This is a genomic window from Mycobacterium sp., from assembly GCF_035499775.1.
Classification (GTDB): Bacteria; Actinomycetota; Actinomycetes; order Mycobacteriales; family Mycobacteriaceae; genus Mycobacterium.
In genome coordinates this window covers 14982-38331 of sequence record NZ_DATJYB010000045.1, presented here as the reverse complement: position 1 = coordinate 38331, position 23350 = coordinate 14982, and the positions used below count along the sequence as shown (strand labels likewise).

Genomic DNA, 23350 nt, shown 5'->3' with positions numbered 1-23350 from the left:
CGGGTGGTCCGGGCGGCGCTCGCGCAGTTCCGCCAGTGCGGCCTGCTCGAGTGCGACCGCGACGTCGTGACGTGGTGCGCCCAGTCGTTCGGAGGCCGCCCGCAGCACGCGCGCCCGGGGGTCTTCCGCGCGGTAGACCCGGTGCCCGAAGCCCATGAGTTTGTCGCCGCGGTCCAGGATCCCCTTCACCAGGCCGCGCGCGTCGCCGGTGCGCTCCACCTGTTCGAGCATCGGCAGGACGCGGGCCGGCGCCCCGCCGTGCAGGGGTCCGCTCATCGCCCCGATGGCGCCGGACAGCGCCGCCGCCACGTCGGCACCCGTCGACGCGATCACCCGGGCGGTGAAGGTCGACGCGTTCATGCCGTGCTCGGCGGCCGACACCCAGTAGGCGTCGATGGCCTCGATATGCTTGGGGTCGGGATCCCCTTGCCAACGGGTCATGAAACGTGCTGTGACCGTTGGGCATTCGTCGATTATCCGCTGCGGGACAGCCGGCTGGTAGATGCCGCGCGCGGACTGGGCGACGTAGGACAACGCCATCACCGACGCCCGGGCCAGCTGCTCGCGGGCGGTAGGGTCGTCGATGTCAAGCAGCGGCTTGTATCCCCAGATGGGTGCCAGCATTGCCAGGCCGGCCTGCACATCCACCCGCACGTCGCCGGTGTGGATCGGCAGTGGGAACGGCTCCGCGGGGGGCAGTCCGTGGCCGAACTCGCCATCCACCAGCAAAGCCCATACCTCGCCGAACGTGACTCGCTCGTTCACCAGATCCTGGATGTCGACGCCGCGATAGCGCAGCGCGCCGCCGTCTTTGTCGGGCTCGGCAATCTCGGTGGTGAAGGCCACCACGCCGTTGAGGCCAGGGACGAAATCTTCCGGGACCACAGTCATGGGAAAATTCTCGCACCCGTGCTCCGGGCCGATGCTACCGGCCGGTAGCACGCCCCGAGTAGCGTTGGCGCAATGGCAGGACCAGACGAGCAGCACCTGGCGGGGATGCGCGTGGAGTACGGGTCTATCGAGAAAGACGGCAGCCCCGACCTGGACGCTGACTGGCTCGATGATGGTTGGCTTGCGTTGTTCCGCAAGTGGATTGACGCCGCCGAGCGCGCCGGGGTCGCCGAGCCCAACGCGTTTGTGTTGGCGACCGTCGCTTCGGGCAGGCCGGTGAGTCGATCGGTGTTGTGCAAGAGCGCGGACGAGACGGGCATCACTTTCTTCACGAACTATGACTCGGACAAGGGTTTCGAACTGGCCGAGACGCCGTATGCATCGGCGACCTTCCCCTGGTATCTGCTGGGGCGGCAGGTGCATATTCGCGGGCCGGTGACCAGGGTCGACCCGGCAGCCACCGAGGACTACTGGTCCAAACGGCCGCGCGGCTCGCAGCTGGGTGCGTGGGCGTCGCACCAGTCGCGGCCGATCGCGTCGCGTGCGGTCCTGCTCGACCAGCTGGCCGAGGTGACCACGCGCTTCGCGGACTCCGAGCACGTCCCGGTGCCGCCGAACTGGGGTGGCTACCTGATTGCTCCCGACGTGGTGGAGTTCTGGCAGGGCCGAGAAAACCGGGTGCACAACCGGATTCGCGTCGTCGGCGATCGCGTCGAGCGCCTACAACCCTGAGGCGGCCGCTCGACGACGCGAATCTCGGCTGTCGATCGTCAGGCTCGGTGCCCGGAGACGCGGACCTGCGCAGGGCACAGCGCGACTAACGCCACGTGACCAAGCTGTGGTGCGCCCGGCGAGTATCCGGCGCGAAGCCATGCGATTGCCTTGTTCAGCATTCCGGAGCGAACTGCGGTGCGATTCATTTCGATACTCCTTTGCGGTGTCGTGTTTCGACTTGCCACCCGGTGCCGAGAGGGTTCCCGACACCCGATGCACTCGAAGTTACGGATTCGAGGCGACGGTGGCTCGCTTGTGCGCGCAAGCCGCATAGCAGGCAATTTTCGCCTTTTGCGCATTCTGCTCGGCGCGCGGATGCGCGGGGCTATCACGGGACGCCTACGGGCTTTCCCCGATGTTTTCAACTCCGCGCCCGAGCATGCTGGCTAACATGAGCGCAGCGTTGAACAGGAGCGACCTGGGCGTGAGCGACCTACCGACCGAAACGGTGACGTTGCTGCTGGCCGACGTCGAGAACTCGACGGGCCTGTGGGAGACCCAACGCGAGGAGATGACGACGGCCTTCGCGCGGCTGGACGGCGTGCTCGCCGGCATTCATGGCGCCCCGGGCAAGAGCAGGGTTTGGGTGCCCGGGATAGGCACCTCGCCGTACGCGTGGAAATCGTCGAGCACGAACGCGTCCAGGCACATCGTGGCGATCCACCCGACGAACGACACAATCAGCAACTTCAGCCACGGTTTGGTAAGCCGCTTGCGTGCGCGATCGGTCACGCGATCGATTATCGGGCGGGCTCAGCACGTCAGGAAGACCTCAGTTCACGAGCAGTTTCCACCCCGGGCAGACGCACCGCCGCGATAACGACTACCTTCACCTATACGCACCTAGCGCGACTCGGTGCGCCATCCATACCAGCAGAGCGCAAAGGGGTTCTCGTGGCCGACACCGACGACACCGCAACTCTGAAATACCCGGGTGGCGAGATCGACCTGCAGATCGTCCGCGCTACCGAAGGAAATGACGGCATTGCGCTGGGCAATCTGCTGTCCAAGACCGGACTCACCACATTCGACAACGGCTTCGTCAACACCGCGGCCTGCAAGAGCGCCATCACCTACATCGACGGTGACGCCGGCATCCTGCGCTATCGCGGTATTCCGATTGAGCAGCTCGCCGAGAAATCGACCTTCATCGAGGTCAGCTATCTGCTGATCAACGGCGAGTTGCCGACCGCCGAGCAGCTCGCTGATTTCACCCACAAGATCCAGCGGCACACCATGCTGCACGAAGACCTCAAGCGGTTCTTCGACGGCTTCCCGCGCAACGCGCACCCGATGCCGGTGCTGTCCAGTGTGGTCAACGCTCTCTCGGCGTACTACCAGGACGCGCTGGACCCGATGGACACCGAACAGGTCGAGCTGTCGACGATCCGCTTGCTGGCCAAGCTACCGACCATCGCGGCCTACGCCTACAAGAAGTCGGTCGGCCAGCCGTTCCTCTACCCGGACAACTCGCTGTCGCTGGTGCAGAACTTCCTGCGGATGACGTTCGGCTTCCCGGCCGAGCCTTACGAGCCCGACCCTGAGGTGGTGCGGGCACTGGACATGCTGTTCATCCTGCACGCCGACCACGAGCAGAACTGCTCGACGTCGACGGTGCGGCTGGTGGGCTCGTCGCGGGCCAACCTGTTCACCTCGATCTCCGGGGGGATCAACGCGCTGTGGGGGCCGCTCCACGGCGGGGCCAACCAGGCGGTGCTCGAGATGCTCGAGGAGATCCGCCAAAGTGGGGATGACGTCGAGGAATTCGTCCGGAAAGTCAAGAACCGCGAAGCCGGCGTCAAGTTGATGGGCTTCGGCCACCGCGTCTACAAGAACTACGACCCGCGCGCCCGGATCGTCAAGGAGCAGGCCGACAAGATCCTGGCCAAGCTCGGTGGCGACGACGACCTGCTGGACATCGCCAAGGGGCTGGAAGAAGCGGCGCTGACCGACGACTACTTCGTCGAACGCAAGCTCTACCCCAACGTCGACTTCTACACCGGCCTGATCTACCGCGCGCTCGGCTTCCCGACCCGGATGTTCACCGTGCTGTTCGCCTTGGGCCGGCTGCCCGGCTGGATCGCGCACTGGCGGGAGATGCACGACGAGGGCGACAGCAAGATCGGCCGCCCGCGCCAGATCTACACCGGCTACACGGAGCGGGACTACGTCCTGATCGACGGGCGGTAAGGGTCGCCAGGGGTCAGCTCAGCGAGCTCACCCGGTCCATCATCAACCTCGCGACGTCGGCCGCGCTCGGCGTATGCCGGGCGCCGTCGTCCGTCCGGCGGCTGAAAAAGACGACCTCGACCTCGATGATGCAGTTCACCCGCACCCCGACGGCTCGTGCACCGGGGACGGTCATGTAGGTGCTGGCGTCATCGACGTTGGCCGCCACGAGGGAATCCTTTTCCTGGACGTGGCTGATTTTGAAGGTGAAATTGACGTCGCCACCGATGGTCGTCGACCTGCCGTTGCAGCCGCGCCACTGCTTCGCCAACGCGGCGAATCGGGCATCGGCGGCCCTGGCGCTGGGGAGGGCGACCACCGCTTCATGGACACTGATCACCGGCGGGTGCTGCTCGTCGGGAGCGGAGTTCCACCATCTCTCACCGGCGACGTCGCGCACGTCGGAGCCCGCATAGCTGTCTTTGATCAGAACGTTGGCCACACCGCCGCACTCCGGGGGTGAGAAGACGTTCACGTGCAAAGCCCCGGGTCCAGACTCGGGTGGGGAGTTGGGGTCGGCGGCAAAAGATTGCCCGAATACGCGGGACAACTCGGCAGGGTCGAGAAGGACTTGCTGCACGCTGCGGCCGGTGAGCGGACGAGGGGAAAGTCCCGGCGCCGGGCGCACCGAACCGTTGACCACGGCCGTGCAACCCGTGGCCGCAGCCAGGACCAGCAGCATCGACCACGCCCAACGCACCAATTAAGACAACACTGCCCCCAGCGCCGATAGCCACACCTAAAAGCGCAAACCCCCCGTGGCGAGCACCGCCATCGCGGCATTGTGGCCGCCGATGCCCGACACCGCCCCGCCGCGGCGGGCACCCGAGCCGCACAGCATGATCCGCTCGTGCGCGGTGCCGACGCCCCATTGCCGCGCCGGGGTGTCCAGCGGGTCGTCCTCGTCCACGAACGGCCAGGACAACGCGCCGTGGAAGATGTTGCCGGCGGTCATCCGCAGGGTGCGTTGCAAGTCCAGGGTGGTCGTCGTCTCGATGCACGGACGGCCATGCACGTCGGTCCTCAGCAGGTCCTGAATCGGCTCGGCCAGAACGGAATTCAGCGAAGCCAGCACCGATTCGGTGAACGGCTGATGCGACGTGCTCAACGAGTGGGGGGTATGCAAACCGAATACCGTCATCGTCTGAGCACCCGCGTCGCGCAACGCGGGCGACAGGATGCTGGGGTCGGTCAGCGAATGGCAGTAGGCCTCGCACGGCAACGGATCCGGCAACCGCCCGCCGGCAGCCTGCGAGTAGGCCGCGTCCAGTTGAGTCCAGGTCTCGTTGACGTGAAACGTTCCGGCGAAGGCCTGTTGCGGGGTGACACGCTCATCATGCAAGCGCGGCAGTCGGCGCAGCACCATGTTCACCTTGACCTGCGCGCCCGGGGCCACTGCCGGTGCCGATTCGCCGAGCAACTCGGCCAAAACCGCCGGTGTGGTGCCGGCCAGGACGAAGCGGCCCCGGACGACGTGCTCGTCGTCGCCCATCCGGTAGCGCACCTGGCCGTCCGGTGTGACAGCGTAAACGTCTGTGCCGGTTGTTATTTCGGCACCGAAGCGGGTGGCCGCCGCGGCCAGGGCCGCGGTCACCGCGCCCATGCCGCCGACGGGGACGTCCCAGTCGCCGGCGCCGCCGCCGAGCACGTGATACAGGAAGCAGATGTTCTGCCGCAGCGACTCGTCGTCCAGGCGGGCGAAGGTGCCGATCAGCGCATCGGTGGCGATCACGCCGCGAACCAGGTCGTTGCGCACGGCGTCGGCGATGGCGTGCCCGATGGGCTCGTCGATCATGGCCCGCCAGGCGGCCGCCGCCTCGGGATCGCCGCCATCGAGCACGTGCCGGCGGGCCTGCTCGCGGGTGCTCAGCGGTTCGAGCAGCGTTGGCCAGAGCCGCCCGGTCACCAGCCGGCAGCGCCGGTAGAACGCGGCGAATCCGTGCCGGTCATCGGCTGCGCCGATGGCGGCAAAAGTGTCCGAGTGCGGCCCGACGAGCAGCCCGGTGCGACCGGCAGTGGCCGGGTCGGGGGTATACGACGAAACCGGGCGCCGTGCCAGCCGCACGGGCGCGCCCAAATCGTCGATGATGCGTGACGGCAACAAGCTGACCAGGTAGGAGTAGCGCGACACCCGGACGTCGACGCCGTCGAAGGCCTGCGCCGACACCGCGGCTCCGCCGGTGTGTCCCAGCCGCTCGAGTAACCGAACCCGCAGGCCGGCCCGGGCCAGGTAAGCGGCGGCGACCAGGCCGTTATGGCCGCCGCCGATGACGACCACGTCGAACTCGCGGCCGTCGTCGTCGAGCGCCATCGCTAGCCGGAATAGCCCTCGACCTGGTCGGCCGGACGCACGCTCGCCTCGCGTGGGTCACCACCGAAATCGCGCAGTGCCCGGCGCTGGCGCAGCAGGTCCCAGCACTGGTCCAGTTCGATCTCCACCCGGCGCAGCCGCTCGTGCTCCTCGGTGGTGCTGATGTCGCCGCGCTGCAGCTTGTCCCGCAGGGCTTTCTCTTCGGCGACCAGCTCGCGAATGTGCGCCAGGGTCTCGCTGTCGGTCGGTTTCCTCCCGTTAGTCATCGCTCCAGTGTGCCGTACGGGTGTCCTGGCGCCGACTCGGTAGGCTTCGGGGAGGTTCAGGGAGGGTTTGTGGGTTTGGTGCGCAGTTCTGGTAGCGCAGCCGGCTCGCGTTCGGTCCCGAAGTTCTACCGGCGGCCGCTTGGGCTTACCTGGCTGATCGGCCTGGTGGTTATTCCGTTGCTGATTGCGGCGATCGGCTACGGCGTATACGACCGATCCGGGTCGGCTGATCACCCGGCGGCCGGGTCCACCACCACCGGTGCGCCGAACAAGCCCGGGGTGCCGTCGTTGTCCCTGGCGCCACTTTCAATTAGCCGCAGCGGCAACAACATTACACTCAGCGGTGACTTTCCCGACGATTCCGCCAAAGCAGCACTGATGAAATCCCTCAAGGGCGCACTGCCCCCCAGCATCAAGATCATCGACCAGATCCATATCAACCCCAGTGTCGACGCCCTCGATTTCGCAAATGCGGGACCGGTTTTCAAAGCCAGCGAGTCGATTACGGATTTCAACCTGTCGGTCGACGGTGACACCGTTACCCTCTCGGGTACGGCTTCATCGGCGGACCAGCAGAACGCCGTCAAGCAGGCGGCCACGAGTATCTGGTCACGTCTGAATGTCGTCGACAAAATTGCGGTTAACGGATCGGCTTCGCCGGCCGCGGCGCCCGCGAGCGCTGCGTCGAAATCACGGTCAGCTGAGGAGAATCCAGCATGGCTTTCGTGATTCAGTGGCTGTGGTACCTGCTGGCTTTCGCGGCCGGTTCGGCGGTGGCCTGGGCGGCCGTGACCATGTCGATCAAACGCACTGGCGACGACTCGGGCGCCAAGTGATGAACCACATGCACTGGTGGCTGGTCGCGCTTTCCTTCGTCGCCGGATTGGTGTTCACGCTTGCGCTCATGCTGCGCCCCGTCAGAACTGCAGTGCCAGTGAGGAAGTCGGCTCGTGAGTTGGCTCCCGACGCGGATACCGAGCCGGCCCCGCCGACGACGAAGATCCGCGCCCCGAAAGAGCAGCCCACGACCAGGATTCCGGTGCCTAAAGAGCCGGCTACCACCAGGATTCCGGTCGCCAAAGAGTTCCCGACGACGAAAATCCCTGTGGCCCCGGAGTTGCCGACAACAAAGATCCCCGTCACCAAAGAGTTGCCGACAACGAAGATTCCCGTGGCGCCGTTCGCGCCGTTCGGCCCGGGCTCCGCTCGCGCCGACACCGACGGTGGCGGGCCGTCGGGCTGGCTGGTGAAGGGCCGCTCCGATACCAGGCTGTACTACACCCCCGACGACGCGACATACGACGAGACCACCGCCCAGGTTTGGTTCAGGGACGAGGAATCTGCTGCGGGAGCACATTTCACGCCGTGGCGCAGCAGCAAAAGGAAGTAAGACCCGCTTAGTCCCCGCGACACGACTGTCGGGGGACCACTCGTCCACTCATCGACCCGGGGAGGGCCATGGCGGATTCCGACGTAAGTTGCGCGGGCTGACCTGGTGGCGAGTCAGGGCGTTTCGCCGAGCGTGTACTCGTTGCGATTTCGAGCGCCTTTTCGCAGTGGTTACACGTTCGGCGCACGGCGCGAAGCGAATCAAGCGCTCGTGATTACGTCGGGCCGGGAAGGCGAAGCACCAAGCGCGCGCCACCCAGCGGGCTGTTCTCCAGCGACGCCGTCCCGCCGTGCAGATGAGCTTGCTGAGCCACTAATGCCAGGCCGAGCCCCGACCCGGAATGCGACGCCGTCGACCCGCGGGAGAACCGCTCGAACACCACGTGGCGCTCCTGTTCGGGCACTCCGCTGCCGTTGTCGTCGACGGCGATCTCCACTCCGGCGCGGGAGCTGACCGCGGATAGCTGCACCTGGGTGGCGCCGCCGTGTTTGACGGCGTTGGCGATCGCGTTGTCGACGGTCAGCCGCAGCCCGGCCGGCATTCCCACGATGATGCAGGTCGGCGACGGTACCAGGGATACGTCGAGGTCCGGGTAGATCCGGGTGGCGTCGTGGGCGGCGCGGTCGAGCAGGTCGGTGATGTCGACCGGCACATGGTCGTCGGATGTCGACAGCTCGCCCTGGGCCAGCCGCTCCAGCGCGCTCAGGGTGGCTTCGATCCGCGACTGGGTGCGGATGACGTCGTTGAGCACTTCTTTGCGCTGGTCGTCGGGCAGGTCCAGAGTGGCCAGCACCTCGAGGTTGGTGCGCATCGCGGTCAACGGAGTGCGCAGCTCATGGGAGGACACGGCAGCGAAGTCGCGCGCTGAGGCCAGTGCCTCCTTGGTTCGGTTCTGCTCGTCCCAGATGCGCTGCAGCATGCCTCGCATGGCCTCGGCGATCTCGACGGCTTCGCTGGCGCCATGCACTTCGACCTGCGGCGCCTCGTCGCCGGCGTCGATGTTTCGGGTCTGCTGAGCCAGCTGTTTGAACGGGCGCACCGCGAAGATGGCCAGCAGCCAGGCGAACACCGCCGCCGCGCTGATGGCGAAGCCACAGATCAGCAGCACCCGGCGGTGCAGGTTGTTGGTCTCGGCAATAGTGGCGTCGTAGGTCGCGCCGACGGCCACCGATGTCGGTTCGGGACCGGGGATCTCGACCGTGCGCACCCGGTAGCGCACCCCGCGGACGTAGGTGTCGGCGTAGCCGGCAGGCAGATTGGGCAGCTCGACGTCGGAATTCCGCTTGATCAGGTCCCCGCGGCGGACCGTGATGACGGCGTCCTGGTCGTTGGGCGAACGCGGGATTTCGTCGAGGCTGCGCGCCAGGAAGGGGATCGCGAACCCCGCGGCCTCGTCCAGCCGGCGGTCCAGGCGTTCCTTGCGGTCGTTGGTAATGCCGACCCAGACGACGATCCCGACGATGAGCACCGGGATGGCGGCGCCGATAGCGGTCGCGACCACCACCCGGGTGCGCAGCGACGGCGTACGGGCAAAGATCCGTGACAAGAGACTCATTGCAGTTTCGATCATCTGTTTATTGCATACGCAGCACGAATCCGACACCGCGGACCGTGTGTAGCAACCTGGGGCCGCCGTTGGCCTCCAGCTTGCGGCGCAGGTAGCCGATGAAGACGTCGACGACGTTGGTGTCGGCGGCGAAGTCATAACCCCACACCAGCTCCAGCAGTTGCGCGCGGGACAGCACCGCGGTCTTGTGTTCGGCCAGCACCGCCAGCAGGTCGAACTCCCGCTTGGTCAGATCGACGTCGACGCCGTTGACCCGGGCCCGCCGACCGGGGATGTCCACCTCCAGCGGGCCCACCATGATGGTTTCCGAGGAGGAGGTTGCGGTGGCGCCGCGGCGGCGGAGCAGCGCCTTCACCCGCGCGACGAGCTCGGCCAGCACGAACGGTTTGACCAGGTAATCGTCGGCTCCGGCCTCTAGGCCGGCCACCCGGTCGTCGACCGAGCTGCGCGCGGACAGCACGCAGACCGGGACGTCGTTGTCCATGGCCCGAAGTGCGGTGACGACGCTGACGCCGTCCAGCACGGGCATGTTGATGTCCAGCACGATCGCGTCGGGACGGGTCTCGGTGGCGCTGCGCAACGCCTCGGCGCCGTCGACCGCAGTGGACACCTCGAATCCGGACAGCCGCAGCCCCCGTTCCAGCGAGGCGAGCACGTCTGAATCGTCGTCGACGACCAACACCCTTGGAGAGGCGTGCGAGGTGGCACCAGTGTCCATGCCGCCCATTTTGCCGGATTGTTGCCCGCCGCGGTGGGAGGACCACCCGCTGTGGCGCGTGGCGGCCGCCACGGCCGCCTGGCGCGAGCAGACACAGAATCGCATCAAGATCGCAGATTTTGTGCGATTCTGCGTCTGCTCGCGGAGGAAGGCGACCATTCGCTAAATGGTTACGGTTTCGACGCTGACCCGCGACTGCCCCCGGCCGGTGCCATGCCATCATCGAAATCAGGTGGCCGGACAAGAAATTCGACGTCTTGTCCGCCGTTGGTATTGCGGCCCGCTGATTTTCGGCGCCATCGTTTTTCGGCGCCATCGTCAGGTAACTCGATCGGGGAGACGAATTCGTGACTGAAGTCATCTCCTCGCCGGCGATCGCGGCGGCGCCGAAACGCCGCAGGGCGGCGTCGGATCTCCGACGGCTGCTTCCGTACCTGCGTCCCCACCGCACACGCTGGATCGTGATGATCGTGGCCGCCATTGCCAGCCTCGGTGTCACCGTGGGAATCCCGATCATGACCAGGGCCGTCATCGACGGGCCGGTGCGCCATCACGATCAGCGCGGGCTCTGGGTGCTCGGCATCACGGCCATCGCTCTCGGTCTCGCCGAGGCGGCGATGTTGTTCATCCGTCGCTGGCTCGGCGCGCACGCGACGATGGGGGTGGAAGCCGAGATCCGCCGAGACCTGCACACGCGCCTGCAGATGCTGCCGATGTCGTTTCATCAGGGCTGGCAGTCCGGGCAATTGGTGTCGCGAGTCATGAACGATCTGGCCACCATTCGCGATCTGGTCTCGTTCGCAGCGCTGTTCATGCTGCTCAACATCCTTCAGATCATCATGGTGACAACGTGTTTGATGATGATGTACTGGCCGCTGGGCCTGGTCGTGCTGGGGTCGATCGTGCCGATCGTGGCGACCGTGCTGCACTACCAACGCGACTTCACTCGGCTGTCGCGCCAGGCGCAGGACCAATCCGGCCATATCGCAACGCATGTCGAGGAGTCTGCGCTGGGCCGGGGCGTGGTATTGGCGTTCGGGCGCGAAGAGCAGGTTTTCGACCGGTTCGACGCCGAAGCCACCACGCTCTACGACATCGGTTGCGCGAAGGTGTCGGTGGCGGCGAAATTCTGGACGCTGCTTGAGGTGATCCCGAACTTGGCGCTGATCGTGCTGCTGGGTTTCGGGGCGTACGCGGCGGGCCTCGGGCTCGTCACCATCGGCACTCTGGCCGCGTTCATCACCATGACGCTGTCGCTGGTCTGGCCGGTCACGTCGATGGGTTTCCTGCTGTCGATCACCCAGGAGTCGATGACGGCGGCAAACCGAATCGCCGAGATCTTCGACGCCCCTTGCGAGATCACCGACGGGACGGATACCGGCCCGGCGCCCGCGGGCCGACTGGAGCTGCGCGACGTCGGTTTCCGGGTCACCGATTCGGCGGGCGGCGCGAGGTGGCTGCTGCGGCATGTCACGCTCGACGTCGAGCCCGGTGAGACGCTGGCCCTGGTCGGTGCCATGGGGTCGGGCAAATCGCTGCTGACCGCGCTGCTGTCCCGCATCTACGACGTCGCGGAGGGGCAGATTCTCCTCGACGGCCACGACATTCGCGAGCTGCCCCTGGCCACGCTGCGACGGACGGTGAGCACGGCGTTCGAGGACCCGACGGTGTTCTCGATGTCGGTGGCCGAAAACTTGCGGCTGGGCCGGGAGGACGCCACCGACGCGGAATTGGCCGAAGCCATCGAGATCGCGTCGGCCCGGTTCGTCTACGACCTGCCGTTAGGGCTCGATACCCGCATCGGCGAGCAGGGCATGCGGCTCTCCGCCGGGCAACGCCAGCGGCTGTGTCTCGCCCGGGCGATCGTCGCCGCACCGAGGGTGCTGGTCGTCGAAGACAGCGACGCGCTGCGCCGGGTACTCGAGGGGGTCACCAGCATTGTGGTGGCTCGTCGCCTGTCCACCGTGCTGTTGGCCGACCGGGTGGCGCTGCTGGACAGCGGTACCATCACCCATGTCGGCACCCACGCGGAGCTCTTCTCGCGAGTGGCGTGGTATCGCGACCTGATGACCGCCAGCCCAACACATGATATCGATTGCACACCAACATATTTGACGGGCGCGACGGCGGGATGGCGATGACCGCTCTGGACACCCGGCCCATACCGGTTCGCGGCGGCGCGGACTCCGGCCAGGACAACCCAGCCATCGACGAGACCGTCGCCCACGGCCGGGATGCCCGCCTGTTGCTGGGCTCCCTGATACGGCCGCACGTGCCGAGCCTCGGCTTTCTGCTGTTGGTCGCTGTGGTGGAAAACGCGGCGTCGCTTTCGGTTCCGCTGTTGGTTCGGCGCGGTATCGACCACGGTATCCCGTCGATAATGCATGGTGGCCCAGCGGCGGGCTTGCTGCTTACGGTCGCCGTTCTGTGCGGTGCCGTCGCTGTGCACGGCTTCAGCAGGTGGTTCTACCTGAACCGCGCCGGTCGGGTCCGCCAGCGGGTGATGCTGGACCTGCGCCGCCGGGTGTTCCGCCAATTCCAACGGCTCGACACCGCGTTTCACGACCGTTACACGACCGGCCGCGTGGTGAGCCGGCTGACCAACGACGTCGACGCGGTCGAGGACATGCTGGCGGCCGGATTCGACTGCCTGCTGACCCAGCTGCTCAGCCCGTTGGGAATCGTCGTGCTCCTGCTGCTGCTCGACTGGCAGCTGGGCCTGATGTGCCTGGCGGCGTTGCCCGCCTTGGTGGGCCTGGGGGCATGGTTCCGTTCCGAATCGTCCAAGACCTTTCGCGAGGTGCGGGAGAGCACCGCGTTGGTCATCATGCAGTTCATCGAGGCCATGTCGGGGATCAAGGCGCTGCAGGCCTACCGGCGTGAGCCGCGCAACCAGGTGATCTTCGAGGACATCGCCGACCAGTACCGGCTTATCAACGAGAGGTCCTTCAGGCTCATCGCCGTCTTCACGCCCAGCGTGAAAGTCATCGGCAACCTCACCATCGGTGTGGTGCTGCTCTACGGCGGCAGCCAAGTGCTGCGCGGGGACATGACGATCGGCACGTTTGCGGCTTTCCTGCTGTACCTGCGTTCCTTCTTCGATCCGATGCACGAGCTGACCCACTTCTTCAACTCCTTCCAGGCGGCCACGTCGGCGCTGGAGAAGTTGGCCGCGGTGCTCACCAGGCGGCCCGCGGTCGAGTTCGTAGCCGCCGCGTCGCGACGTTTGGTGCGAGGCACGGTCGCCCTGAACGACGTGCATTTCGGCTACCTGCCGGGCCGTCCGGTCCTTTCCGGGCTGTCACTGACCGTGCCGGCCGGGCAGACGGTGGCGCTGATCGGGGCCAGCGGTACCGGCAAGAGCACGATCGCCAGACTGCTGGCCCGGTTCTACGACCCGACCTCGGGATCGGTCACCCTCGACGGGGTCGATCTTCGCGATCTCGCCCAGGCCGATCTGCGTCGCAGTGTCGCGCTGGTCACCCGGGAGACTTTCTTGTTCTCCGCCACGATCGCCGACAACATTCGCATCGGCCGGCCCGGGGCCACCGACGCCGAGGTCAGGGCCGCGGCCGCCGCGATCGGCGCGGATCGACTCATCGACGCATTGCCCGACGGGTACCGCACCGAGGTCACCAACGGTGGCGTCGGGCTGTCCGCCGGTCAGCGTCAGCTGATCGCTCTGGCCCGGGTGTTCCTGGCCGACACGCCCGTGCTCATCGTGGACGAGGCGACGTCGGCGCTGGACTCTGCGAGCCGGCGGTTGGTCCGGCGTGCGCTGGCCACGGTGCGGGCGGGCCGGACCACGATCGTCATGGCGCACCGGTCGGACGCCGTCCAGGGCGCCGACCGGGTGCTGCTGCTCGGCGGCTCACCGATAGACGAGACCGCTTAACCGCCAAGCCAATTGGCGTCGCGTCGCGGGCACATGGGCGGCCAGGCGCATTGCCGAGTTGCGGATCGGGCGCAGCGGGCGCGGCAATGTCGCGACCCGGGTCAGCCGTCCGGTCAGGGTCAGCACCTGCTGGGCCCTTTGGCGCTGGACCGCGCTGTAGGTGTCCAGGCTGTCGGATGCCGGTGCGTCTTCGTGCAGGACTTCGGCGAGCGCGTTGGCCAGCGCGACCGCGTCGGTGATACCCAGGTTCATGCCCTGGCCGCCGGCGGGGCTGTGCACGTGGGCGGCGTCGCCGGCCAGCAGCAGCCGTCCGGCCCGGTAACTGTCGGCGACACGGTGGTGAATCCGGAAGCGCGATCCCCACAGGAGTTCGGTGACCGTGGTGCGGCCCGGCCCGAAGCCGCGGGTGTCCAACAGCTTTTGGGCGAACTCGGCCGACGGCATTTCGGGTGCCTCGGCGACCGGGGCGACGATGCGGAAGATGTCGTCGGGCAGCGGCGCCAGCACGTTGAGGCCTTCGTTGGCGTAGAACAGGATCACCTCGTCGCGCGGCGCCGCGCCGGTCACGCGCACGTCGGCCAGGGCGAATGACTCGGCGAACTGGCCGCCGGTGAAGCCGATGCCGGCCTGTTCGCGCACCGTGCTGTGCATGCCGTCGGCTCCGACAACGTAACTGGCCCTGATGGTTTCGCCGTCGTCGAAGGTGGCGGTGACGCCGGTTGCGTCCTGATCCAGGTGGCTCAGGGACTTGGGCCGGACCACTCGTGTTTCGCTGGTGCCCAGTTCGTTGAGGCGCTCTTCGAGCAGTCGTTCGGTGTCGGCCTGGGAGATCATCAGCGTGTACGGATACTCGGTCGGCAGGGTGCTGAAGTCGACCGGGATCAAAAGTTTCGAAGCCTCCCGCATGGTGAAGCGCGGGGCGATCAGGCCGGCCTTGACCAGGCGCCGGGCGACGTCGATGCCTTCGAGCACTTCGAGGGTCCGGGCGTTTACCGCGGCTGCGCGCGAGGTGTTCGCGCCTGCCGGTTGCTTGTCGACCACTTGAGTGTGGATGCCCTGCGCGAGCAGGGACGCGGCCAGGGTGAGGCCGGTGGGTCCGGCGCCTACAACCAGGACATCGGTGTCGTTCATGGTGGTTCCCTCTCTTTCCGTCTTAGTCAACGCTTGTTGGCATAGGTCAATAGTGCGCGCGCCGTAGGTGTATGTCAACAGTTGTTGGCCTACAATTGTTGACATGCGACGATCGTCAGTGGAGACCAAGGCTGTGATCCTGGCGGCGGCCCGGGAGCGGTTCGGCAGGGCGGGCTTCCAGGGCGCGACCATTCGGGGGATCGCGGCCGACGCCGGGGTGGATCCGGCGATGGTGATGCGCTACTACGGCAATAAGGACAAGCTGTTCGCCGCTGCCGCCGATTTCGATTTGGAGCTTCCCGATTTCGCCACGACGGACCGCGGGGAACTGGGGCGGTCGCTGGTCCGGCATTTTCTGCAGCGCTGGGAGGGCGACGACGCGCTGGTGATTCTGCTGCGCTCCAGCGCCACCAATGCCGAAGCGGCGCAACGGATGCGGCAGATCTTCGGAACCCAGCTGCAGCCGCTGGTCGCGTCGTTCGCGCCGGCCGGCGAAGCAGGTGCGCGGGCCGGGCTGATCGCTACCCAGATTCTGGGACTGGCGTTGTGCCGCTTCGTGTTACAGCTGCCGCCGGTCGTCGAGATGACGCATGACGAGGTGGTGGAATGGTTGGGCCCGACGATCCAGCGGTACCTCGACCCCGGTCAAAGGTCGCCGGACAGGCCGATGCGGCGGTAGCGCTGCAGTCGGGCGGCCAGGCGCTCGGCGTCGGGTATTTCGCGCAACGCGTGGACCTCGGCGGCAATCGCGCCGGACAGTCGCCGGGAGAATTCGACGGGCTCGTCGGCGGCATCGGGATACTCCGGGACGATCGCGTCGACTATCCCGGACCGTAGCAGGTCGGCTGACCGAATGCCTTGGGCCGCAGCCAGTTCGGGGGCGTGGTCGGTGTCGCGGAAGACGATCGCGCTGGCACCCTCGGGCGGCAGCGGCGCCAGCCAGCCGTGCAAGGCGGCCAGCACCCGGTCGGCGGGCACCATCGCCAGCGCCGGTCCGCCGCTGCCCTGGCCCAGCAGCACCGACACCGTCGGGGTGTGCAGCGTGACCAGCTCGGCCAGGCATTGGGCGATCTGCCCGGCCAGCCCACCCTGCTCGGCCTCGGCGGACAACGCGGGGCCGGCGGTGTTGATCACCAGCACCAGCGGCAGGCGCAGCTCGGCGGCCAGCGCCATGCCGCGTCGGGCCGAGCGCAGCGACGCGGGCCCGACCTTCCCGCCGCCTGCCGTCCGTTGCTGGCCGAGCACCACCGCGGGCTGGCCGGTGAATCGGGCCAGGGCCAGCAGGGTGGTCGCCGCCTCGCCCTGACCGGTGCCGGACAGCAGCACCCGGTCGGTGGCCCCGTGTTGCAGCAGCTGCCCGACACCCGGTCGGTCGGGCCGTCGTGACGCCAGCACCGAGTCCCAGGCCGGCACGTCGGGCACCGGTTCGGGTGCTTGCGGCGTGGGCGGCGCGTCGGGAGGGTCGGCGATCACCGTCAGGGCACGGTCCAACGTCTGACGCAGTTCCTGCAGCGGCACGACGGCATCGACCACGCCGTGCCGCTGCAGGTTCTCCGCGGTCTGGACACCGGCCGGGAACGGCTCGCCGTAGAGCAGCCGGTAGACCCGGGGCCCGAGGAAGCCGATCAGCGCCCCCGGTTCGGCGACGGTGACGTGACCCAGCGATCCCCACGATGCGAACACCCCGCCGGTGGTCGGATTGCGCAGGTAAACCAGGTAGGGCAGGTGCGCCAGTTTGTGGAGTTGCACGGCCGCGGCGATCTTGACCATCTGCAGGAATGCGACCGTGCCCTCCTGCATGCGAGTGCCGCCCGAGCTCGGCGAGGCCAGCAGGGGCAGGCGTTCGGCGGTGGCCCGCTGCACGGCGGTGGTGATGCGCTCGGCGGCTGCCACGCCGATCGAGCCGCCTAGGAAGCCGAACTCGCAGACCACGACCGCCACGCGGCGCCCGAAGACCCGCCCCTCGCCGGCCTGCACCGACTCGTCCAGGCCGGTGGCGGTGCGGGCGGCGGCGAGCTCGCGCGCATAGGACTCGGACACCGGCACGGCCGGCGGCCTCTGGTCCCAGCTGACGAAAGAGCCCTCGTCCAGGACGGTGGCCAGCACCTGGCCGGTAGTGATATGGCTCACTCAATGAGGCTAGAGGGCCGGGGCGCGCACTGTCACATCTGTCACTTGAGCCTCTGAGCAGGACGGTCGTATTGCCGAAAGTGATCGCTAGCTGCGGTTACGCGAGTGGCAGATGGGATTCGCACCGCCGGGTGCGCCTTATATATCCTTGCGGCCATGATCGGTATCACCCAGGCCGAAGCGGTTATGACGATTGAGCTGCAGCGCCCCGAGCGCCGCAATGCCCTGAATTCCCAGCTCGTCGACGAACTGCGAGAAGCCATATTGAAGGCCGGCAACGGGGAGACCCGGGTCATTGTGCTGACTGGCCAGGGCACGGTGTTCTGCGCGGGGGCGGACCTGAGCGGAGACGCGTTCGCCGCCGATTACCCCGATCGGCTCATCGAGTTGCACAAGGTGATGGACGCGGCGCCGGTACCGGTGATTGGCGCCATCAACGGCCCGGCCATCGGCGCCGGCCTGCAGCTGGCCATGCAATGTGACCTGCGGGTGGTCGCGCCGGAGGCTTTCTTCCAGTTTCCGACGTCGAGGTACGGCCTGGCCCTCGACAACTGGAGCATCCGGCGGCTGTCGTCGCTGGTCGGTCACGGGCGGGCGCGCGCGATGCTGCTGACCGCCGAGAAGCTGACCTCCGACATGGCGCTGCACACCGGGATGGCCAATCGGATCGGGACGCTGGCCGACGCGCAGGCCTGGGCGGCCGAAATCGCCGGCCTGGCGCCACTGGCGATACAGCACGCCAAGCGGGTGCTCAACGACGACGGTTCCATCGAGGAAGCGTGGCCCGAGCACAAGGAGCTCTTCGACCGGGCCTGGGCCAGCCAGGACGTCATCGAGGCGCAGATCGCCCGGGTGGAGAAGCGGCCGCCCAAATTCCAAGGGGCGTAGAGGTCATGGTGCGCTCGGCGCTGCGGTTGGCCGCTGGCACTGTCTCGTTCGCCGCCGGGGGATGGCTGTTGCGGGCGCTGCATGGCACCGAGGCAGAGCGGGGCGCCCACCCGGCGTCGATCCGGGCGGTGGCCGAGGGGTCTCCCCAATACAGCGACGGCGTCTTCGTCAATCTCGACCCGGCGACGCTGTACATCATGGACCGCGAGGAATGGCGGCAAATCGTGTGGGAGTTGTTGGGCCCGCGCAGCGCCACCAGGCCTTCGGCGCCGATTCCGTTGGCCTCGCCGCAGATCTATCGCGGTGCTGCCGGCCCGCTCGCCGTCAGCTGGTTCGGTCACTCGACGGCGCTGGTGGAAATCGATGGTTACCGCGTGCTCACCGATCCGGTATGGAGTGACCGATGCTCACCGTCGGACATCGTCGGCCCGCGGCGGCTGCACCCGCCGCCGGTGCAGTTGGAAGGGCTGCCGGCGGTCGACGCGGTGGTCATCAGCCACGACCATTACGACCACCTCGACCTCGATACGGTCATCGCGCTGGCCCGCACGCAGCGGGCCCCGTTTTTCGTGCCGCTCGGCGTGGGTGCTCATCTGCGCGCGTGGGGCATCCCCGAACACCGCATCGTCGAACTCGACTGGAACCAGAGCGCACGGGTCGACGAGCTCACCGTGGTCTGCATGCCGGCCCGCCATTTCTCGGGGCGGTCATTCACCCGCAACACCACGCTGTGGGCGTCATGGGCGTTTATCGGTCCGAACCACCGCGCGTACTTCGGCGGCGACACCGGTTACACCAAGAGCTTCACGAATATCGGTGCCGACCACGGACCGTTCGACCTGACGCTGCTGCCCATCGGGGCCTACAACACGGCGTGGCCGGACATCCACATGAACCCCGAGGAAGCCGTCCGGGCGCATCTGGATGTCACCGACTCGGGCTCGGGGCTGTTGGTGCCGGTGCACTGGGGCACCTTCCGGCTGGCACCCCACCCGTGGGCGGAGCCGGTCGAGCGGCTGCTCAAAGCGGCTGAGCCAGAGGGCGTCGAGGTGGCGGTGCCCACGCCCGGCCAGCGAATCGATCCGGCCGGGCCGCTGCGGTTCCACCCGTGGTGGCGCTTGTAGCGCGAGCCCCAGCAAAAGCACCTCATTTCGGCACGAAATGGGTGCTTTTGCGGTTGGTCGCCGGTCTAGAGTGCGGCCATGACGAAACACGCGGTCGCCGTCGTAGTTACCTTGCTGGCGTTGACGGGCTGCGGTACCGGGCAACGGGCATCCACTCCGCCGTCACTCACGGGCCCGCCCTCCGAAGTGTCGGGTGTGGACATTCCCGCCGGTCGCATCGACCAGGCCATCGCAAAGGTGGACGGCCTGGTCGCTGACCTGATGAAGGCGACCGGCGTCCCGGGGATGGGGGTGGCCGTTGTATACGGTGGAAAGACTCTGTATGCCAAGGGATTTGGTGTCAAAGACACCCGCAAGGGCGACGGCGCGGACAACAAGGTCGATGCCGACACCGTCTTCCAGTTGGCCTCGATCTCCAAATCGGTCGGCGCGACGGTGGTGGCGCATGAGGTGACCGACAAGGTGGTCACCTGGGACATGCCCGTCGCGTCCAAGCTGCCGTGGTTCGTGCTCAGCGATCCGTACGTCACCAGCCATGTGACCGTCGGCGATCTGTACTCGCATCGCTCGGGGCTGCCCGACCACGCCGCTGACCAACTGGAGGATCTGGACTACGACCGTCGCCAGTCGCTGGAGCGGATGCGCTACCTGCCGCTGGCACCGTTTCGAATCAGCTACGCCTACACCAACTTCGGGCTGACAGCCGCCGCCGAGGCGGTGGCCGCCGCGGCGGGCAAACCGTGGGAGGACCTGTCCGAGGAGGTGCTCTACCGCCCGTTGGGGATGACGTCGACAAGCTCACGCTTCGCCGACTTCACGGCCCGGCCCAACCACGCCGTCAACCACGTCAAAGTCGGAGACAAATGGGAGCCGCGATTCCAGCGGGATCCCGATCCCCAGTCGCCCGCCGCCGGGGTGAGTTCGTCGGTCAACGACATGGCCCGCTGGCTAACGATGGTGCTGGGCAACGGAACTTACAACGGCCAGCGGATCGCGGCGCCCGAGGCGCTGCTGCCTGCCGTGACCCCGCAGATCGTTTCGACGCCCCCGGCGACGCCCAAGGCGCGGGCCAGCTTCTACGGTCACGGGTTCGCGGTGTCGGTGAACTCGTCGGGCCGCACGACGTACAGCCATTCCGGCGCCTTCACAAATGGAGAGGCGACGAACTTCGTGGTGATGCCGTCCGAGGACGTCGCCATCATCGCCCTGACCAACGGCGCGCCCTATGGCATACCGGAGACGCTGACCGCGCAATTCATGGATCTGGTGCAGTACGGCCAGGTTCGCGAAGACTGGGCGGCGCTGTACAAGAAGGGGATCGGCTGGATCAACAACCCGGAGGGCTCGCTGGTGGGCAAGCAACCGCCGGCCAACGCCGCACCGGCGCGACCGCCCAGCGAGTACGTCGGTGTGTATGCGAGCGACTACTGGGGTCCGGCCATTGTGACCGAACGTGACGGCGCGCTGGCGCTCGAAATGGGGCCGATGCACCAGTCGTACCCGCTGACGCACTGGGACGGCGACACCTTCACATTTGAGCTGGCAACCGAAAACGCCCCTACCGGAACCGTTTCCAAAGCCACCTTTGTCGCTAACACGCTGAACCTGGAGTACTACGACTCCAACAAGCTCGGAACGTTCACCCGATGAGCTCGGCGCTTTCGACCGGCCTGACCGATGCCGAAGTCGCGCAGCGGGTAGCCGACGGGCACAACAACGACGTTCCCGAGCGCGCCGCCCGCAGCGTCATGGAGATCGTGCGGGCCAACGTGTTTACCCGGATCAACGCGATCCTGGGCGTGCTGCTGATCATCGTGCTGGCGACAGGCTCGGTGATCAACGGGCTGTTCGGCCTGCTCATCGTCGCCAACACCGTCATCGGCATGGTCCAGGAGATCCGGGCCAAGCAGACGCTGGACAAGCTGGCCATCGTCGGGCAGGCGAAACCATTGGTGCGCAGGCAATCCGGGACCCGGGCACTGCCGCCCACCGAGGTGGTGCTCGATGACGTCATCGAACTCGGGCCCGGCGATCAGATCGTCGTGGACGGGGAGATCCTCGAGGAGGACAACCTGGAGGTCGACGAGTCGCTGCTGACCGGCGAGGCCGACCCGATCGCCAAGGACCCCGGAGATGCGGTGATGTCGGGCAGTTTCGTCGTCTCGGGCAGCGGCGCCTATCGCGCCACCAAGGTGGGCCGGCGGGCCTACGCCGCCCAGCTGGCCGAGGAGGCCAGCAAGTTCACCCTGGTGAAATCCGAACTGCGCAACGGCATTAACCGGATTCTGCAGTTCGTCACCTACTTGTTGGTGCCGGCCGGCCTGCTGACGATCTATACCCAGTTGTTCACCACCACCGCGGGGTGGCGAGAGTCGGTGCTGCGCACGGTGGGTGCCCTGGTGCCGATGGTGCCCGAAGGTCTGGTGCTGATGACGTCGATCGCGTTCGCGGTCGGCGTGGTGCGGCTCGGTCGGCGAAAATGCCTGGTGCAGGAGTTACCCGCAATCGAGGGACTCGCCCGGGTCGACGTCGTCTGCGCCGACAAGACCGGCACCCTGACCGAAAGCGGCATGCGGGTGTCGAGTGTTGAAGAGCTTGCGGCGCAACGCGAAACGGTCGCCGACGCGCTGGCGTCGCTGGCCGTCGCCGACACCCGGCCCAATGCCAGCATGCAGGCGATCGCGGAGACCTACGACCAGCCGCCCGGCTGGACCGCCACCGCCACCGCACCCTTCAAGTCGGCCACCAAGTGGAGTGGGGTGTCCTACCGCGACGACGGCAACTGGGTGATCGGCGCGCCCGACGTGCTGCTGAACCCGGCGTCGGCGGCCGCCGAACAGGCCGAGCGGATCGGGGCGCAGGGGCTGCGGGTACTGCTGCTGGGTTCGAGCGACGTCGCCGTGGATCACCCCGACGCGCCGGGCCGAATCATCCCGGTCGCGCTGGTGGTGCTCGAGCAGAAAGTGCGGCCCGACGCCCGCGAGACGATGGAATACTTTTCTGCCCAGCATGTCTCGGTCAAGGTGATCTCCGGTGACAACGCGGTGTCGGTGGGCGCGGTGGCCGGAAAGCTCGGGCTGCACGGGGAGACGATGGACGCGCGTCAACTCCCCACCGACCAAGACGAACTTGCCGACGCGCTGGAGTCCCACACCACCTTCGGCCGGGTGCGGCCCGACCAGAAGCGCGCGATCGTGCACGCGCTGCAATCGCGTGGGCACACCGTGGCGATGACCGGCGACGGCGTCAACGACGTGCTGGCCCTCAAGGACGCCGACATCGGCGTCGCGATGGGCGCGGGCAGCCCGGCGTCGCGCGCGGTGGCGCAGATCGTGTTGCTGGACAACAGGTTTGCCACCCTGCCGTATGTCGTCGGCGAGGGCCGGCGGGTGATCGGCAACATCGAGCGGGTGGCCAACCTGTTCTTGACCAAGACGGTGTACTCGGCGCTGCTGGCGCTGCTGGTGGGTATCGAGTGCCTGTTCGCCAAGCCGCTGCACGCCGACCCGCTGCTGTATCCGTTCCAGCCCATCCACGTCACCATCGCGGCCTGGTTCACCATCGGAATTCCAGCGTTCATCCTGTCGCTGGCGCCCAACAGCGAGCGTGCCTATCCCGGCTTCGTGCGGCGGGTGCTGACCTCGGCGCTGCCGTCCGGACTCATCGTCGGGACCGCGACGTTCGCCTCCTACCTGGCGGCCTACCACGGCCGCAACGCCTCGTGGGTGCAACAGGACCAGGCGTCGACCGGGGCGCTGATCACGTTGCTGGTGACCGCGATCTGGGTGCTCGCCGTGGTGGCGCGCCCCTACCAGTGGTGGCGCCTGGCGCTGGTGATCGTCTCCGGGCTGGCCTATCTGGTGATCTTCAGCCTGCCGTGGTCCCAGAAGAAGTTCATGCTCGACCCGTCGAATCTGTGGGTGACGGCGACCGCGCTGGGAATCGGCGTGCTCGGTGCGGCGGCGATCGAGGCGATGTGGTGGATTCGGGCCAGGATGCTTGGGATGAAGCCGCAGTTGTGGCGCAGGTAGGGTTG

The 23350-nt window shown here is 67.2% G+C and carries 22 protein-coding genes; 13 read left to right on the top strand and 9 right to left on the bottom strand.

The genetic code is table 11. From position 1 onward, the window contains the following. Window positions 1-891, bottom strand: an 891-nt coding sequence (locus VML93_RS02875; protein ID WP_325607481.1) for a citrate synthase 2, incomplete at its 3' end; no start/stop codon positions are given. Window positions 892-963: 72 nt separating this feature from the next. Between VML93_RS02875 and pdxH the strand changes: the two genes are divergently transcribed. After that, window positions 964-1623 (top strand): pyridoxamine 5'-phosphate oxidase, encoded by a 660-nt coding sequence (gene pdxH, locus VML93_RS02870; protein ID WP_325607479.1) that lies wholly within the window; start codon window positions 964-966, stop codon window positions 1621-1623. A gap of 38 nt (window positions 1624-1661) precedes the next feature. Here the strand turns inward: pdxH and VML93_RS02865 are convergent, their stop codons facing one another. Beyond that, window positions 1662-1811 (bottom strand): hypothetical protein, encoded by a 150-nt coding sequence (locus VML93_RS02865; RefSeq protein ID WP_325607477.1) that lies wholly within the window; start codon window positions 1809-1811, stop codon window positions 1662-1664. Window positions 1812-2056: 245 nt separating this feature from the next. Between VML93_RS02865 and VML93_RS02860 the strand changes: the two genes are divergently transcribed. Both VML93_RS02860 and VML93_RS02855 read left to right on the top strand, forming a co-directional pair. Further along, window positions 2057-2485 carry a hypothetical protein gene (locus VML93_RS02860; protein WP_325607485.1) on the top strand — a complete coding sequence of 143 codons (429 nt, stop codon included), beginning with the start codon at window positions 2057-2059 and terminating at the stop codon, window positions 2483-2485. Between the two features lie 74 nt (window positions 2486-2559). Further along, window positions 2560-3855 (top strand): citrate synthase, encoded by a 1296-nt coding sequence (locus VML93_RS02855; RefSeq protein ID WP_325607475.1) that lies wholly within the window; start codon window positions 2560-2562, stop codon window positions 3853-3855. A gap of 13 nt (window positions 3856-3868) precedes the next feature. On the opposite strand, the gene VML93_RS02850 is transcribed toward VML93_RS02855, so the two are convergent. The 3 genes from VML93_RS02850 to VML93_RS02840 are packed head-to-tail and all read right to left on the bottom strand — an operon-like array spanning window position 3869 to window position 6471. Further along, window positions 3869-4576 carry a sensor domain-containing protein gene (locus VML93_RS02850; protein ID WP_325607473.1) on the bottom strand — a complete coding sequence of 236 codons (708 nt, stop codon included), beginning with the start codon at window positions 4574-4576 and terminating at the stop codon, window positions 3869-3871. Between the two features lie 57 nt (window positions 4577-4633). After that, the gene (locus VML93_RS02845; RefSeq protein ID WP_325607471.1) at window positions 4634-6205 is read right to left on the bottom strand and encodes an NAD(P)/FAD-dependent oxidoreductase; all 1572 of its coding nucleotides are present in this window, start codon (window positions 6203-6205) and stop codon (window positions 4634-4636) included. Between the two features lie 2 nt (window positions 6206-6207). Continuing rightward, complete coding sequence (locus VML93_RS02840; RefSeq protein ID WP_325607469.1) at window positions 6208-6471, bottom strand: DUF2630 family protein; 264 nt, start codon at window positions 6469-6471, stop codon at window positions 6208-6210. Between the two features lie 177 nt (window positions 6472-6648). Between VML93_RS02840 and VML93_RS02835 the strand changes: the two genes are divergently transcribed. Genes VML93_RS02835 through VML93_RS02825 form a run of 3 tightly spaced genes read left to right on the top strand, consistent with a single transcriptional unit; the run spans window position 6649 to window position 7861 of the window. Then, the gene (locus tag VML93_RS02835) at window positions 6649-7200 is read left to right on the top strand and encodes a BON domain-containing protein (protein ID WP_325607467.1); all 552 of its coding nucleotides are present in this window, start codon (window positions 6649-6651) and stop codon (window positions 7198-7200) included. Then, window positions 7188-7307 carry a hypothetical protein gene (locus tag VML93_RS02830; protein WP_414686267.1) on the top strand — a complete coding sequence of 40 codons (120 nt, stop codon included), beginning with the start codon at window positions 7188-7190 and terminating at the stop codon, window positions 7305-7307. Before VML93_RS02835 ends, VML93_RS02830 begins: the two co-directional genes overlap by 13 nt. Beyond that, the gene (locus VML93_RS02825; protein ID WP_325607465.1) at window positions 7307-7861 is read left to right on the top strand and encodes a hypothetical protein; all 555 of its coding nucleotides are present in this window, start codon (window positions 7307-7309) and stop codon (window positions 7859-7861) included. Before VML93_RS02830 ends, VML93_RS02825 begins: the two co-directional genes overlap by 1 nt. 214 nt (window positions 7862-8075) lie before the next feature. Here the strand turns inward: VML93_RS02825 and VML93_RS02820 are convergent, their stop codons facing one another. Together VML93_RS02820 and prrA are read right to left on the bottom strand one after the other, a co-directional pair. Continuing rightward, the gene (locus tag VML93_RS02820) at window positions 8076-9416 is read right to left on the bottom strand and encodes a HAMP domain-containing sensor histidine kinase (protein WP_325607483.1); all 1341 of its coding nucleotides are present in this window, start codon (window positions 9414-9416) and stop codon (window positions 8076-8078) included. Between the two features lie 19 nt (window positions 9417-9435). Then, window positions 9436-10155, bottom strand: coding sequence for a two-component system response regulator PrrA (gene prrA, locus VML93_RS02815; RefSeq protein ID WP_325607463.1), 720 nt, complete (start codon window positions 10153-10155; stop codon window positions 9436-9438). A gap of 338 nt (window positions 10156-10493) precedes the next feature. Here prrA and VML93_RS02810 point away from each other — a divergent pair, with 338 nt between their 5' ends. Both VML93_RS02810 and VML93_RS02805 read left to right on the top strand, forming a co-directional pair. Beyond that, window positions 10494-12287: an ABC transporter ATP-binding protein gene (locus tag VML93_RS02810; RefSeq protein ID WP_325607461.1), complete on the top strand. Its 1794-nt coding sequence runs from the start codon at window positions 10494-10496 to the stop codon at window positions 12285-12287. Further along, entirely contained in the window at window positions 12284-14041 is a 1758-nt protein-coding gene (locus VML93_RS02805; protein WP_325607459.1) for an ABC transporter ATP-binding protein, read from the top strand. Before VML93_RS02810 ends, VML93_RS02805 begins: the two co-directional genes overlap by 4 nt. Here VML93_RS02805 and VML93_RS02800 read toward each other — a convergent pair. Further along, a complete protein-coding gene (locus tag VML93_RS02800; RefSeq protein ID WP_325607457.1) occupies window positions 14018-15172 on the bottom strand; it encodes an FAD-dependent oxidoreductase in 1155 nt (384 codons plus the stop codon). The genes VML93_RS02805 and VML93_RS02800 overlap by 24 nt on opposite strands. A 103-nt stretch (window positions 15173-15275) precedes the next feature. On the opposite strand from VML93_RS02800, the gene VML93_RS02795 reads away from it, so the two are divergent. After that, complete coding sequence (locus VML93_RS02795; RefSeq protein WP_325607455.1) at window positions 15276-15851, top strand: TetR/AcrR family transcriptional regulator; 576 nt, start codon at window positions 15276-15278, stop codon at window positions 15849-15851. On the opposite strand, the gene VML93_RS02790 is transcribed toward VML93_RS02795, so the two are convergent. Next, window positions 15818-17302 (bottom strand): carboxyl transferase domain-containing protein, encoded by a 1485-nt coding sequence (locus tag VML93_RS02790; protein WP_325607453.1) that lies wholly within the window; start codon window positions 17300-17302, stop codon window positions 15818-15820. The genes VML93_RS02795 and VML93_RS02790 overlap by 34 nt on opposite strands. Window positions 17303-17458: 156 nt before the next feature. Here VML93_RS02790 and VML93_RS02785 point away from each other — a divergent pair, with 156 nt between their 5' ends. From VML93_RS02785 to VML93_RS02770, 4 genes are all read left to right on the top strand, one after another. Continuing rightward, on the top strand, window positions 17459-18190 hold the full coding sequence (locus VML93_RS02785; RefSeq protein ID WP_325607451.1) for an enoyl-CoA hydratase: 732 nt from the start codon (window positions 17459-17461) through the stop codon (window positions 18188-18190). 5 nt (window positions 18191-18195) lie between these two features. Further along, the gene (locus tag VML93_RS02780) at window positions 18196-19314 is read left to right on the top strand and encodes an MBL fold metallo-hydrolase (RefSeq protein ID WP_325607449.1); all 1119 of its coding nucleotides are present in this window, start codon (window positions 18196-18198) and stop codon (window positions 19312-19314) included. A 78-nt stretch (window positions 19315-19392) separates the two neighbouring features. Beyond that, window positions 19393-20964, top strand: a complete 1572-nt coding sequence (locus tag VML93_RS02775) for a serine hydrolase (RefSeq protein ID WP_325607447.1) — start codon at window positions 19393-19395, stop codon at window positions 20962-20964. Continuing rightward, a complete protein-coding gene (locus tag VML93_RS02770; protein ID WP_325607445.1) occupies window positions 20961-23345 on the top strand; it encodes a cation-translocating P-type ATPase in 2385 nt (794 codons plus the stop codon). Before VML93_RS02775 ends, VML93_RS02770 begins: the two co-directional genes overlap by 4 nt. Window positions 23346-23350: the final 5 nt, after the last annotated feature.